General features: G+C 44.4%; 12 protein-coding genes. 4 read left to right on the forward strand and 8 right to left on the reverse strand.

Going from position 1 to position 13,686, the window contains the following annotated elements:
* Positions 1 to 89: 89 nt before the first annotated feature.
* Positions 90 to 746 carry an oxygen-insensitive NAD(P)H nitroreductase gene (gene nfsB, locus ACT3S4_RS02510; protein ID WP_444760371.1) on the reverse strand — a complete coding sequence of 219 codons (657 nt, stop codon included), beginning with the start codon at positions 744 to 746 and terminating at the stop codon, positions 90 to 92.
* Positions 747 to 1,072: 326 nt separating this feature from the next.
* Between nfsB and ACT3S4_RS02515 the strand changes: the two genes are divergently transcribed.
* A complete protein-coding gene (locus ACT3S4_RS02515; RefSeq protein ID WP_444760372.1) occupies positions 1,073 to 1,741 on the forward strand; it encodes a DsbA family oxidoreductase in 669 nt (222 codons plus the stop codon).
* Positions 1,742 to 1,798: 57 nt separating this feature from the next.
* On the forward strand, positions 1,799 to 2,494 hold the full coding sequence (locus tag ACT3S4_RS02520; RefSeq protein WP_444760373.1) for a haloacid dehalogenase type II: 696 nt from the start codon (positions 1,799 to 1,801) through the stop codon (positions 2,492 to 2,494).
* Positions 2,495 to 2,601: 107 nt separating this feature from the next.
* Here ACT3S4_RS02520 and ACT3S4_RS02525 read toward each other — a convergent pair whose 3' ends face one another.
* Positions 2,602 to 3,726, reverse strand: a complete 1,125-nt coding sequence (locus tag ACT3S4_RS02525) for an S-(hydroxymethyl)glutathione dehydrogenase/class III alcohol dehydrogenase (protein WP_444760374.1) — start codon at positions 3,724 to 3,726, stop codon at positions 2,602 to 2,604.
* A gap of 191 nt (positions 3,727 to 3,917) precedes the next feature.
* Between ACT3S4_RS02525 and ACT3S4_RS02530 the strand changes: the two genes are divergently transcribed.
* Complete coding sequence (locus tag ACT3S4_RS02530) at positions 3,918 to 4,811, forward strand: LysR family transcriptional regulator (protein ID WP_444760375.1); 894 nt, start codon at positions 3,918 to 3,920, stop codon at positions 4,809 to 4,811.
* Positions 4,812 to 4,984: 173 nt separating this feature from the next.
* The gene (locus ACT3S4_RS02535) at positions 4,985 to 5,503 is read left to right on the forward strand and encodes a DUF302 domain-containing protein (RefSeq protein ID WP_444760376.1); all 519 of its coding nucleotides are present in this window, start codon (positions 4,985 to 4,987) and stop codon (positions 5,501 to 5,503) included.
* 203 nt (positions 5,504 to 5,706) lie between these two features.
* On the opposite strand, the gene ACT3S4_RS02540 is transcribed toward ACT3S4_RS02535, so the two are convergent.
* The 6 genes from ACT3S4_RS02540 to ACT3S4_RS02565 all read right to left on the reverse strand — a co-directional run bounded on the left by ACT3S4_RS02540 (position 5,707) and on the right by ACT3S4_RS02565 (position 13,616).
* A complete protein-coding gene (locus ACT3S4_RS02540; protein WP_444760377.1) occupies positions 5,707 to 5,994 on the reverse strand; it encodes a DUF4031 domain-containing protein in 288 nt (95 codons plus the stop codon).
* A gap of 67 nt (positions 5,995 to 6,061) precedes the next feature.
* The gene (locus ACT3S4_RS02545) at positions 6,062 to 8,320 is read right to left on the reverse strand and encodes a transglutaminase family protein (RefSeq protein ID WP_444760378.1); all 2,259 of its coding nucleotides are present in this window, start codon (positions 8,318 to 8,320) and stop codon (positions 6,062 to 6,064) included.
* Positions 8,317 to 9,378 (reverse strand): DUF58 domain-containing protein, encoded by a 1,062-nt coding sequence (locus ACT3S4_RS02550; RefSeq protein ID WP_250163041.1) that lies wholly within the window; start codon positions 9,376 to 9,378, stop codon positions 8,317 to 8,319. The genes ACT3S4_RS02545 and ACT3S4_RS02550 overlap by 4 nt, the downstream gene beginning before the upstream one ends.
* Positions 9,379 to 9,526: 148 nt before the next feature.
* Positions 9,527 to 10,555 (reverse strand): AAA family ATPase, encoded by a 1,029-nt coding sequence (locus tag ACT3S4_RS02555; protein WP_087815722.1) that lies wholly within the window; start codon positions 10,553 to 10,555, stop codon positions 9,527 to 9,529.
* 218 nt (positions 10,556 to 10,773) lie between these two features.
* Positions 10,774 to 11,238 (reverse strand): c-type cytochrome, encoded by a 465-nt coding sequence (locus ACT3S4_RS02560; RefSeq protein WP_444760379.1) that lies wholly within the window; start codon positions 11,236 to 11,238, stop codon positions 10,774 to 10,776.
* A gap of 290 nt (positions 11,239 to 11,528) precedes the next feature.
* Positions 11,529 to 13,616 (reverse strand): EAL domain-containing protein, encoded by a 2,088-nt coding sequence (locus tag ACT3S4_RS02565; RefSeq protein WP_444760380.1) that lies wholly within the window; start codon positions 13,614 to 13,616, stop codon positions 11,529 to 11,531.
* Between the last annotated feature and the right edge of the window lie 70 nt (positions 13,617 to 13,686).

The raw sequence follows: 13,686 nt of genomic DNA on the forward strand, positions 1-13,686 counted from the left end.
TTTTATTAGCAAAAAAAATAGCGCTATAAACAGGTCGTTTATAACGCTATTTGAGTTCAATATAGTCAGTTAAAAATACCAGTCGGGCATTACGCTTTAGTAATTATGCTCGCTTCACTCAATCGAGATTTTGGCAAATCTGCATTAAAATCGTCTTCACTACGATAACCCAGTGAGATAACGGCAACGGCTGTGTAGCCTTTGCTACGTAGCTCAAATTCTTCATCGAGTGCCTTTAGATCAGCACCTTCCATCGGTACGGCATCAATGCCTAAATTAGCAGCACCCAGCAACAATGCGCCCATATTTAGATACACTTGCTCGACCAGCCAATGTGGCTCGTCTTTTTGCTCATAACGGCGAATGTCCAAAAACATTTTGCGCACTTGATGCATTTGCTCTTTGAATTTTGGTTCTGCGAAGCGACCATCAGCATCTTCTTGATCCAATACTTCATGCAAAAATTCATCGTCAGCATAGATACGACTACAGAAAATGATGACGTGTGAGGCTTGCTCTACCTTTGCCGTGTTGAAATCAAACATCCCTTGTGTACCTTTTGCGATACGTGACTTGCCAGCCTCATCATCAGCGATTACAAAATGCCAAGGCTGAATATTAGTGCTTGATGGGCTAAGTCGTAGGATATCCTTTAAACTTTGAAAGTCTGCTGCTGATATTTTTTTATTGGCATCAAACTCTTTGGTGCTGTAACGCCAGTTCATAGCTTCAGTGATGTTTTTCATTTATTACTCCAAGATTTTTAGTACCGCTACTTTAAGCAAAAACCCGTTTGTTGACCGTTACAGATTGGTTAAGTAGTCACCTATTTTGTTATTAAGTTGCTGATAATTCAGTGCATCGCTGAGTTATTTGAGCCGCCATTTGAACAGTTATTTAAGCAGCTACTTATTAGACGGACACTCATTAAACAGTAACTTAGACGATATTGTAATTGTTCCCTCATTCTCTTAGCATTAGTTAATTAGTATTGATAATGAGCATTGATTTATAAGGCGGTCGACCACAGACAGCTTATATATAAAATAAATACTGAATTAGGCGGATAGATATGGAACATTCAAAGCAATTATTCTCAGAGCAGCCACTACGCATAGATATCGTCTCAGACGTTGTTTGTCCTTGGTGTGTCGTTGGTTACCGCCAGCTGGCAGAAGCCCTCAAGCAAACCAACACCGAACACGAGATTCACTGGCATCCGTTTGAGCTTAATCCCAATATGCCAAGCGAAGGACAAAATATGCGTGAACATATTATGGAGAAATATGGTTCGAGTAAGCAAGAATCTGATGCTAGCCGTGCTCAATTAATGGAAGCGGGTAATGAGGTTGGCTTTACGTTTAATTTTAACGATGACACGCGCATGCACAACACGTTCAACTTGCATCAATTGCTGCACTGGGCAGATCAGCAAGGTCGCATGCATGACTTAAAGCAGGCGTTATTCGTCGCTCATTTTACCAATGGTCGCAATATTTCTGACAATGCCGTGCTTGCTGATATCGCTGCAGAGACCGGCTTGGATCGTAATGAAGCACTAGCCGTGTTAGCAGACCAAAGGTTCGCTAAAGAGGTGCGCGTAGAAGAGCAACATTGGCAACAACAAGGCATTCAAAGCGTGCCAGCGGTAATTTTTAATAAGCGTCATCTGGTTAGTGGTGCACAAGGTGTGGAAAATTTCAAGAATATCTTGCAGCAGTTGGCTGACATGCCAGACTAGTTTTCCTGACGAGGTTTTTTGGCAAGATTTCGTTAGCTATTCCTAAAAGGATCCCTTATGTCCTCTGATAAATCTCTCCCTATTATCGTGTTTGATGTCAATGAGACGCTACTCGACATTACCACTCTTGAACCATTATTCGCTCGCCTATTTGGCAATAAAATGCTACTAAGAGAATGGTTTGCACAATTGGTGCTATATTCGCAAACCATGACGTTATCAGGACTTTATACGCCTTTTGGCGAGCTTGGCGTCAGTGCCTTACAGATGACCGCTGATATTCATAACGTCAGGCTGATAGATAGCGATATCGACGAACTACAAGAGCGTATGAGCAAAATGCCTGCTCACCCTGATGTAGTTCCAGCATTAACCAAGCTGCGTGAGGCAGGGTTTCGACTGGTGACGTTGACCAACTCAGCAAGTGGCGCGTCTCCGACCCCGCTTGAAAAAGCTGGCATCAGCCATTTCTTTGAACAGCACTTTAGTGTTGAGCAGGTTGCAAAGTTCAAGCCTGCGCCTGAGACTTATCAAATGGTCTCTCATGCATTGTCTGCTGACGTATCGGATTTGTGCCTTGTCGCTTGTCATCTTTGGGATACGATAGGCGCGCAAGCATCTGGCTGCCAAGGGGCGTTTCTCACGCGACCGCACAATGCTTTACTATCAGCGCCAAACCTTCCAGTACCTGACTTTATGGCAGCAGATCTAACCACGCTTGCCGAACAGATAATTTTTTCCACTAAAAAATAATTGCCAATGCCAGAAAAATGCCGCCCTATATAAGGACGGCATTTTTGGTTTAGCATACTGCTATTTTATAAGGCTAAATCTATAATCACTATTATTAATAATGATTTTTAAAAATGAATAACCGTACGAATACTTTCACCTTTATGCATTAAATCAAACGCTTCGTTAATATCTTCTAATGGCATGGTATGGGTAATGAAGTCTTGTAGTGGGATTTCACCCGCCAGATAACGCTCAACGTAGCCTGGTAATTCCGAACGACCTTTTACACCGCCAAATGCTGATCCACGCCAGACTCGACCAGTCACTAACTGGAACGGACGAGTAGAGATTTCTTGTCCAGCACCAGCAACACCGATGATGACCGACTCGCCCCAGCCTTTATGGCAGCACTCAAGCGCCGAACGCATGACATCGACATTACCGATACACTCAAATGAATAATCGACACCGCCATCGGTCAATTCAACGATGACTTCTTGGATTGGCTTGTCGTAGTCTTTTGGGTTAATACAGTCAGTTGCGCCAAGCTTTTTAGCCAGCTCAAATTTGCTCTCGTTAATATCAATAGCAATGATACGACTGGCTTTTGCCATTGCCGCACCGATGACTGCTGATAGACCAATACCGCCGAGACCAAAGATAGCGACAGTCGCACCCTCTTCTACCTTGGCCGTATTCATCACTGCACCCATACCAGTCGTGACACCGCAACCCAATAAGCAGACTTCTTCTAGTGGTGCCTCTTTGCTCACTTTTGCCAAAGAAATCTCAGGCAACACCGTATATTCAGAGAAGGTTGAACAGCCCATATAATGATAGATTGGCTCACCGTCTTTATAAAAACGCGTGGTGCCGTCTGGCATTAAGCCTTTACCTTGGGTTTCGCGTACGGCAGAGCACAAGTTGGTTTTGCCTGAGGTACACATTTTACAGACGCCACATTCTGCTGTGTATAAAGGAATGACATGATCGCCGACTTGCACACTGGTGACGCCTTCGCCGATTTGCTCAACGATACCGCCACCTTCATGACCCAAAATCGCTGGGAACACGCCTTCTGGGTCTTCACCAGATAAAGTAAAAGCGTCAGTATGACAGACGCCGCTTGCCACGATTTTTACCAATACTTCGCCTTTACGGGGCAGCATGACATCCACTTCTTCGATAGATAGTGGCTCATTCGGGCCCCAAGCAATGGCGGCTTTTGATTTAATAAATTTATCTGACATCGTTATCTCTCTTTTTAATTCATTTTATGGGTTATTGAGCACAGACCTCTATTCAGCTTATCTTGCTTGTTGAATGGAGGCAAGCGGCAGTTGTAGCAGTCTGTAAAGCTTTATACTGACTATTATAGTTTTTTCTATAGCGATAACAATGTGCTATATTTGCAAATATCTTTTACACAGTGGTAATAATCATGCGCTGGGATGGTATTAGCGAATTTGTTTATGTAGCAGATTACGAAAGCTTTACGCGCGCGGCAAAAGAACTGGGCATTTCTACCGCGCAAGTCAGTCGGCAGATAAGCGCTTTAGAGAAACGACTGAATATTAAACTGCTGTATCGCACGACGCGTAAGGTATCGCTGACTGAAGAAGGTCGGGTGTTTTATCAGCACTGCCGCGGTGTGCTCGATGGCTTGGATGCCGCTGAGCAGGCGGTTAGCAACTTACAATCAAAGCCGCAAGGTAGGATTAAACTGACCGCTCCTGTCACTTATGGCGAGCAGCAATTATTGCCACTGGTCAATGATTTCATGGTGCAATATCGCGATATCGAGGTGACGGCGTTTTTGAGCAATCAAAAAATTGATTTGGTTGATGGCGGCTATGATTTGGCCATTCGTATCGGCAAATTAAGTGATTCGACGATGATGGCAAAAAAGCTCAGCCGTCGTACCAATTTCGTCTGTGCCGCGCCTGCTTATCTCGAAAAATACGGCATACCACATTCTTTGAGCGATCTGAGTCAGCATAACTGTTTACTTGGCACGCGTGACTATTGGCACTTTATAGAAGATGGCAAAATAGATTCTGAAAAAAACGCTGATAAAGAAAAAAACCTGCGCGTGTCTGGCAGTGTCCAATATAACAGCGGTCACAGTCTAGTCGATGCGGCGTTAAAAGGTCTGGGTATCGTGCAGCTGCCTGACTATTATGTGCAAAAATACTTAGCATCAGGTGAGCTGGTCAGCTTACTGAATAACTATCGAGAGCCTGAAGAAAGTATCTGGGCTATATATCCCCACAACCGTCATTTATCGCCAAAGATTAGACTGCTCGTCGATTATCTAGCAGAGCATTTGGTTTAGCTATGCGTTTTGTCTTAGGCATTTCTTAAGGTGTGTTGCAATGCGAGGCTTTACTATGCGCGGTTTATTACGCACAATGCTACTAAGCACAAGGAATATTATGGTTCACACTAAATATTCGATATTGCCAGCCAGCACTCGCTGAATGAACAATGACAATAAAAGGACTTTTTATGCTTAAGATTCTCTCTATCGCTACCCTAGCGTTGGCCGTATCCTCCTGCGCCAGTGTTGAAAATATTTTAAACGCGCCGGAAAAAGCACCATCAATGCCAGCAACGATGACTGCTATCAATGCCGAAAAAGGCTTGGTTACGCTGCAAAGCAATCATTCCGTGCAAGATACTGCTGATAAACTGGCGGCAATTATTGAAAGCAAAGGGATGAAAGTATTTGCACGCGTCGATCATCAAAAGAACGCCCAAGGTGTCAATTTAACATTAAGACCGACGCAAGTGATTATGTTTGGTAATCCAAAAGCGGGTACGCCATTGATGAATTGCGAGCAAAGCGTCGCTATCGATTTGCCGCAAAAAATCCTCATCAGTGAAGATGCTGATAAAAAAGTTTGGTTGTCGTACAATAATCCTGAATATCTCAAAGACCGCCATAACATAAAAGGTTGTGATACCCAATTGGCTAATATCGCAAAAGCCCTTGATGGGGTCAGTAAAGCCGCTATTGCAAAGTAATACCAAACCCAAAAAATATGATTAGCGGCGTCAGTTTTGCTTGTTCCGCTCGCCTAGTCTACTAGATGTAGTACTTGCACTCGTTTTCCTTGCTACTCTAATTTTTTGAGAGGGTGTAAGCGTTGGGTGAAAACCTAAAGATATAAAAAGGTGGGATGCAAAAGCATAACCCACCTTTTCTATGCCTTTAAAAGATTAACGTATTAGTAATCCTCAGACTGTGCAATTTGCTCATGCAACTCTACTTTTAACTTCTTTGCACATTCGATAATCTTTTTTCGACCAGCAGGAATAGCGCCATATTGAATCGCCGTTTCTCGCATTTGTACCGTGACGTCATAGTGCGGATAGCTGGCGTTTCGATGGAATAAGCGCTTATCCACTTCAATCAACGCTGCAAAATCATGCAGCTCTTGCAAGCTATCTGCCAGCATATGGCACCACTTATAACCTTTAAATTCTATCTGCATAAAATCCACATATATCGCCATAGAACCGCCTCATTTATTATACTTAACTTTTTATCACGTGCTAAGCAACGCTTTCACAAAACAGCCACTAGAACAATTCACTCGCATCTTTCTTTAGCTGTTTCAGGATAGTTTGGTATTCGCTATCATTGGTTTCAAGCGAGCTTAGACGTCCATAACGCAGTTGACGATAGTCCTGCTTCATCTGCATAACTTTTGTTTGGACAATATCTGAATGACCGCTATCTGTTAAATGGGTATCAACACTACCTTCGGAATTTGAATCAATAGCCATTGCCACACGCTCAAGCCAAGCCAACTGACCTTCACTTTCATCACGAGCAAGTGATTTATCCACTTTGCCAATACGTTTTGATAGCTGTGCAAGCGGCTGGTCTGCTGGATGCCAGCGCTTGCGGCGGCGTTGCCAGATGATAAAGACCAAAATAGCCATGACGGTAATAGTACTCGCTGCCAACCAGATAATTTGTTGCATCACTGAGCGGATATTAAACCATTTGAGTAATGAGTCAGCTTGCTTATCCTGATCGTAACCAACGACGTCTTTTTGCCAATAGTAGCTCGCTTGGTCGGACAGACGGCGTAAGGTTTGTAGCATTTGATATTGCTGATAGCTGATTTGTGCGCTAGCGCCATCGCCGAACATTGCCGCTCCTTGTGCCTGCGTCAGCGCATCCATCCCTTGCTCGACACGCTCAGGCGCGACAAAAGCAGTCGGATCGATACGTACCCAGCCTTGATCCTCAAGCCAAACCTCCGTCCAAGCGTGCGCATCCTTTTGCCGCACCTCCCATACATTACCACCGCGGCTCAGCTCACCACCTTGATAGCCGGCGACGACGCGCGCGGGTATGCCAGCGGCGCGCAGCATAAAGGTAAAACTGGAAGAATAATGCTCACAAAACCCCGCTTTGGTCTCAAATAAAAACTCGTCAATACGGTTATTATTCAGTCGTGGCGGTGATAACGTATAACGAAATTCTGTTTGATTAATCCAGCGTTCAATAGCCGCCATATAGCGCACTGGGTCTGAGTCTGATTGCGCAAATAACTGCTGTGCCAGTGCTCTTGCTTGTGGATTTCCGTCGGCTGGCAAGGTAAGATTTAGACGTCGCAACTCATCAGAGAGAATCGGATCGATACGCATCGGTGCAAATTGCAATACTTCATAACGTAACTGCTGAGTGACGGGCTGATCTTTTAATAAGGTAAAGTTTGAAGTAATACTGACATCTTGGCGCTGGGCAAAAGGATAATCAAGTCCAAATAGCCAGTTTTGCTGCGTCGGCTCTAGGATAATTTCATAGCTGGTAGGCGTATTTTTTACTTCATCAGGGACAGTTGCAAAGGCATTCTCAATCCAAGATGGCATTTGCGGTGCAGGTCGCCATTGTCGTTGCTGAGGGCTAGGACGCCATGTAATACCGTCAAAGTCGCTAAACACCAAACCACGCCAATATAACTGCTGTTGCGGCGGGCGATTCTCTGCAAACTCTACCCGAAACGCCAGCTCAGTCGATTGTCCCAAATTGGCAAAATCCCCGGGTGACATACTGTCGGACACGCCAGTGGTTGCTTGCTGACCTGATAGCTGTACTGACCATAGTGGTGGCAAGCGCGGGAAGAACAAAAATAGCACGACTAATAACGGCAACGCCCCGATACCCAGCACACCCAAAGTACGCAAGCGACCATCACCGCGAGTGTTGCCGTCATCATTAAGCGCAATAAATGCCAATAAAATGATAACTGCACCAACAATCACTTCTAAAGTCGTCACAAGACCTTGATCCATCAAAAACAGCGCGGCAAGGACAAATAGTGATAAATTTAGGACCACATAAGCATCTCGCCGTTTATACATCTCCCACAGCTTACTGATGAGACAGAGCACTAAAAACGCCACGCCCATATCCAGTCCAAACGCTGTATTGTAAGTCAGCCATAGACCTGCCAGTCCCAATAAAAAGCCGAGCATTTGCATGCCTTGATAGACACGTTTTAAATGCGCTGTTTTTTTAAACTTAGCTTTTATAGACGGCAGCTGTGCGGCGATGCTGACCACCGCAAAACCTATCAACCAAAACGGCAGATGCGCCGCATGAGGTAAAATAACGGTAATTTGAGCAATTAGCACCCAATAATAAGCAGGCAAGGCGAATAGCTTACGAGTCCATTTTGTAGCGCTATCCTGTAAAGCACGATCAGTGACGTTTTGACCCAGTGCCAACTGCTCAAAGCTTGTGGGACTTGTTTCAGGAAAACCTATAAATGTGTTTTCAGCATCATTTGTAGGGAGTTTTTTTGAGTTGGTTCTATTAGTCATTGTGCTTTCGCCAACCTTAGCAAGCACGCTTGTGCAAAACTGTCGCCTTCACCCATTGGTGCAGTAGAATGGGTATCATTGGGTAAGCGCATATGAAATGTCACGCCCAGCTCACCTAATTTCATCGCCCCATACGCCAGTTGTGCGAGTTTTTGCTCATGATGTGCTGCTGGCATATCCGCATAATCTAACGTTTGCTCATGACCGACTGGATCAGCAAAGTGCTTGGTCAACATGCCTTGACCACGTGCTACATGTCCCCACGACACCCGTGCCAGCGACTCGCCTTCAACGTAGTTATCTAGCCGCTCAAAATCATCTTGACCTTGCCGATATTGCCCACCTGTTGGCAAATCCTCCTGACTGGCAACGGCATATTGCGTCTGCCAATCAAACACTTCAGGTTTTGGATAGACCCAAGCAGTACGGGCAAAATAAACATAGGACCACGCCCGCATAATGCCCAAAGGATAAACGGTTTTTATTTTTAAGCGTGGTAATTCAAACTGCCCACGATTCTGCGTCAGTACTGGCAAGCGAATAATTTGCTCGCCTTGCAGTCGTGTCACAAGTATCGACTGTTGATTATTAACGCTATTTTTGATTTTCTTATTGGCTTTTTTATCTGTCTTACTATTAAGCTTGCTATTAGCCTTATCATCAGTCTGCTCAAAGCTAAATAACAACTGTCGTCTTGGTTGACGGCTCTCACTGCGCAACTGCAAAGTCACCCAAACAGGCGCGCCCGCTTCTGCCATAGTCACTTCAAGCAAACGTACTTGCAGACCTGAGATATGGGCAAAGGTTACATGAAAGCTGATAAGCCAAACGCTGACCAAATAAAAACATAAACCTAACACCAAGTTATTGCCATAGTTAATGCCAGCGATAAAGGTGATGATTAGTAACACTGCATATAGCACCCCTTCACGGCTAAAAAAGATATAGACGTTACGCAAATTGAGGGTGGCGCTATCGCTTTTAGGCGCACGCGAGGCGAACCAACGGCTTAATGCTGAAGTGGCTGGTACGGTTAAGGCTTTTGGCAAAAAGCTCATGACTACCCTATCCTTACCATAAAATTGATACTCTCATTCATAATTGGTGATAGCTTTAAAAACAAATACGCTATGAAACAACAAGCAGCTGAAAAATAAATACTCAGATAACAGTGATTGAAATAACAACTATTTAAATAACCATCATTTAACTGATAACAGCCACTTCTGCCAATATACGTTGCGCGATTGTCTGCGTCGCCTGCCCACCAGTCACATGCGCTGGGACAAAACGCTGACCGAGACGATGATCTGTGACCGCTGCAAACACCGCTTGGATATCCTCAGGTGTCACTTCCATATGCCCCGATACATACGCATAAGCCTGCGCGGCACGCTGTAGCGACAATACTCCACGCGGTGATAAGCCATGATACTCGGAGCTTGCTCGTGTCTTTGCGACCAATCGCTGCAGATAATCCAAGACCACATCCGCGACATAAACGTGTTTAACACCTTGCTGTGCTAATAAGACCGCCTCGGTATCAAGCACCGCATCTAAATTTTTTAGTAGCTCGCGGCGATCCTGACCTTTTAATAGCTCACGTTCTGCGGTAGGCGACGGATAACCAAGCGACAAGCATAATAAGAATCTATCTAACTGCGATTCAGGAAGTGGATAGACACCTGCTTGCTGCAAAGGATTTTGGGTCGCAATGACAAAAAACGGCTGCGGCAAAGGATAGGTTTGCCCATCTTGGGTGACTTGCCGTTCTTCCATCGCTTCTAGTAATGCGCTTTGCGTCTTAGGGCTAGAGCGATTAATCTCATCAGCGAGTAGCAGCTGAGTAAAAATAGGACCTGCTCGAAACTCAAATTGCTGTTTCTTTTGATCATAAATGCTCATGCCTAAGATATCTGCTGGCAGCATATCATTGGTGAACTGTACACGGCTAAAGCTCAAGCCTAATAATTGCGCCAAGCCTTGCGCCAATGTCGTCTTGCCCATACCCGGCAGATCTTGCAGTAACAAATGTCCACCTGCCAAAATACCACTCAGCGCAAGCTTAACCACTTGCGGCTTATCCAGCACTATTTGATTTAACTGCGCCATAAGTTGGGCGATTTTTTGCTGATTGTGATGATAATCGGCAGCGCTAAAGGTCGACTTATGAATCACCTCTGCTGCTGATTGATGTAGTGTTGTAATGGCTCTATCGATGGCTGCGTGGGTCATAGTCAATTATTGGCTCATTTCTTATGGGATTAGTGTTTCTAGGGCGTGTTCTTATTTTGAAAGTGGTGATAAAAATGAGATAAATGGCAGCCAAAAAAGGAAAATAGCACTGATAATATCAAGATATTAACCAATTGTTTGACGTGGTTTAGCAAAATTTAACCATCTCTAGCCCATTTAGTCGCTTTCGTTTAGCTTGAGGACACACCATAAACTGGCTATTGCTTTGAGTCATCTTCAGTTATCGGCACGGCGGCACGAAGCGTTGACAGATAAGCGATGACATCTGCGCGTTCTTGCGCATCGGGCATCGGGTTTGATAGCATTTTTGAGTCTAGCATGGCTTTTTCTGCATCCGCAATATAAGGGTCGAGCGTTTGCGCATCCCATACCCAACCTGATGTTTTTAGCCCGTCACTATAGGTGTAATCTTCTAGCTCAGCGGCGGGTGCACCGTATATATTCATCAGCTGCGGACCTTTTTTGTTGAGCCCTGCATTCAGCTGATGACATTGACCACAAGCGTCTTGGTAAATGATCGCGCCGTTATCAGCATCACCTTCCGTATAGAGCGGCAATGTCACAGCAGCACGATGATCCGGTGGCGTACTTTCTCCGCAAGCGCTGAGCAATAAAACAGCAGCAAATATACTGCTTATTTGATATTTATTAATGATGGGCATTTTCGGCAATCTTTGGTTAAGGAATGTCAGCTATAGGTGAACAATAAAAATAATAAGGTAAGGGTCAAACACATGCAAAGCGGAACCCTCTTCACGCCTAAATAGCTGCTTTTAAAAACATAACGTTATTCATTGGGGCATATTAAGCCAATAAACAACGCTTATAGGACAGTTTGAGTAAGGCTTTTGTAATGTATGACGATAAAGAATTTATGAAATATTAAGCCGTGTAGAATATTCCATAAATAGGCACTGTTGATAGTTACATATCAAACGCGCCCTAAATGACGTTAGGTCGCAACTTTTATCGTACTGCTGGGTTCTTCTAAATAATAGCCTTGTAAATAGCGCGCGCCCACGCTCCAAGCAACGGACATGGTCGCCGCATCTTCAATATAAGGCATCAATACGTCCACATTGACTTCATTAGTACGCATAATAAGTGATTTGACAGTTTCTAAATTGTCTGCTGAGTCAATGCCATCCACATAGCTGCGTGCTAAACGCACCATATCTGGCTGCACAAAACTGACAATCTCTATGGATTTGGCAGAAGAACCGAAGTTATTGATGCCCATCTGACAGCTGACTTGGCTAAGGGCGGCAAACTGTATTTTTGCCACTGTAAGATGGTCTGAGACGTCTTTTTCGTTGAACTGCAAGGTGAGCACACCAGCTGCACCGCCCACCGCTTTTATAAGCTGACTGGCAACACTAGGCAGTTTTTTGTCTATCAATGAGGCACTAGTCAATTGCACTAGTAATCTGGCTTCAGGATGCGTTTTACGTACCTCATTGACCTTTTTACAGGCATTAATGAGCACCCAACGATCTATTTTTTCGAGCAATTTATGCGTCTTAGCGACTGCCATAAATTGATCAGGTGTCAATATTGTATTGTCCGCATCCGCCAATGGCAACCGCAGATATACTTCAAAAAAGTCGCTTCGGTCATTGTTAATATCATATATTGGCTGGAAAGATAACTCAAAACGGCTATTGGCAATGGCATCAACTAAAGATTCGGCAAGCGCATGATCATCACTATTGGCATGCTCGCTTGGATCGTACAAATGATAAGTGCCGCCATGATTAGAGGTCTCTATCATAATCTGATTGATAGCATCCATCGCTCGTTCGAGCACGATACTTGGCTCTGCTGTATTGGTTTCGATTTTGACAATACCAATACTGACAGTCGTACTCGTCGTACGCTTATCTACTTCAATGAGCATATCACTGATACGTGAACAAATTTGCTTAGCCAGTGTTTCAAGCTCTGTGGTGCTCTTGTCCTCGACCAGTATGGTAAAGGCGGTATCACTAAAACGACTCACATGCCCGTCTGATATCAGCTCATCTAACGCATAGGCGACTTGCTTGACGGTCGCATCTACCCCTTGCAAACCTAGACTGCTTCTTATTTTACCGACATTATCGAGCTGAATATACAAAAGCCCAGCCGTCAGTACACCTTGACGTGCTTGCTGGTACACGATTGCCAGTTGTTCTTCAAAGCCGCGGCGGTTGTTGATTCCTGTCAGACTGTCTTTGCATTCAGCGGCTGCCAAACGCTTAGCGACTTCCGCACTATTATTATGGTTTTGTTGGATAATAACCTGCGTCACCGGTTCGCCATCTAAGGTCGCGGCTGCCAATTGTAGCTTTGCTTCAAAAGTACTGCCATCCATCCGCTTACTTTCAAAATTGAACTCGACTTCTTGGCGGCTACCTTTATCAAATTGACGTAAAAACTGTTTGAAACCCTTAACGTTATCACCGCCTGCAATCAGGTCAACAACAGGCACGCCTATGGCATCATTCATTGACTCAAAACCAAAAAGCTGAAGATAAGGGTCATTGGCAAAAATATGGATACCCTGATCAATATAGGCGACCGCACTTTTAGAGTTTTTAATCAATACGTTGGCGCGTTGCTCTGCTTCAGAGAGAACATGGCGCAACGTTCTAAGCTCATGACGACTGCGTAAATTATCATGCTGTAGACAGATAGACATCACTACTGCCATCTCTTGGTCTACTTTGAGCGATTTGACCATCGTGCCGCTAATAATATCAGGTAACCCCTCATCGTTATTGGCGGACGCTGCCATCTCTTCATTGAATAGGCAGATCATAGGCAAATCAATACTTTGCTCTTGAACGACGCCCACCACATCGGTGAAACTCATATCATAAGCATTGCCAAACACCAAGACATCCCACGGTTGTCGAAGTGACTTTAACAGCTCCTCTTTATCGTCCAAAAACCCTAAATTGATGGTGTCATAATAGCAACCTAGTAAGTACACAAGGCGCTCAGCATAGAGCTGATCGTCATCAATGACTAAGAGGTTTAAGATGGACTGAGTACGCATAAGAAGCCTTTTGGATCTTGTGATCTTATTTTTATGTTTGATACCCTACACCTTTTCCAAGCATTAACCT

The sequence above is a fragment of the Psychrobacter sp. AOP30-A2-5 genome, assembly GCF_052378115.1.
In the GTDB taxonomy this organism is placed as follows: domain Bacteria; phylum Pseudomonadota; class Gammaproteobacteria; order Pseudomonadales; family Moraxellaceae; genus Psychrobacter.

Coding starts and splice junctions, on each gene's coding strand:
- ACT3S4_RS02525 (WP_444760374.1), bottom strand. CDS start 3,726: ATGTCAGATAAATTTATTAAATCAAAAGCCGCCATTGCTTGGGGCCCG.
- ACT3S4_RS02555 (WP_087815722.1), bottom strand. CDS start 10,555: ATGACCCACGCAGCCATCGATAGAGCCATTACAACACTACATCAATCA.
- ACT3S4_RS02520 (WP_444760373.1), top strand. CDS start 1,799: ATGTCCTCTGATAAATCTCTCCCTATTATCGTGTTTGATGTCAATGAG.
- ACT3S4_RS02540 (WP_444760377.1), bottom strand. CDS start 5,994: ATGGCGATATATGTGGATTTTATGCAGATAGAATTTAAAGGTTATAAG.
- ACT3S4_RS02565 (WP_444760380.1), bottom strand. CDS start 13,616: ATGCGTACTCAGTCCATCTTAAACCTCTTAGTCATTGATGACGATCAG.
- ACT3S4_RS02530 (WP_444760375.1), top strand. CDS start 3,918: ATGCGCTGGGATGGTATTAGCGAATTTGTTTATGTAGCAGATTACGAA.
- nfsB (WP_444760371.1), bottom strand. CDS start 746: ATGAAAAACATCACTGAAGCTATGAACTGGCGTTACAGCACCAAAGAG.
- ACT3S4_RS02550 (WP_250163041.1), bottom strand. CDS start 9,378: ATGAGCTTTTTGCCAAAAGCCTTAACCGTACCAGCCACTTCAGCATTA.
- ACT3S4_RS02560 (WP_444760379.1), bottom strand. CDS start 11,238: ATGCCCATCATTAATAAATATCAAATAAGCAGTATATTTGCTGCTGTT.
- ACT3S4_RS02545 (WP_444760378.1), bottom strand. CDS start 8,320: ATGACTAATAGAACCAACTCAAAAAAACTCCCTACAAATGATGCTGAA.
- ACT3S4_RS02515 (WP_444760372.1), top strand. CDS start 1,073: ATGGAACATTCAAAGCAATTATTCTCAGAGCAGCCACTACGCATAGAT.
- ACT3S4_RS02535 (WP_444760376.1), top strand. CDS start 4,985: ATGCTTAAGATTCTCTCTATCGCTACCCTAGCGTTGGCCGTATCCTCC.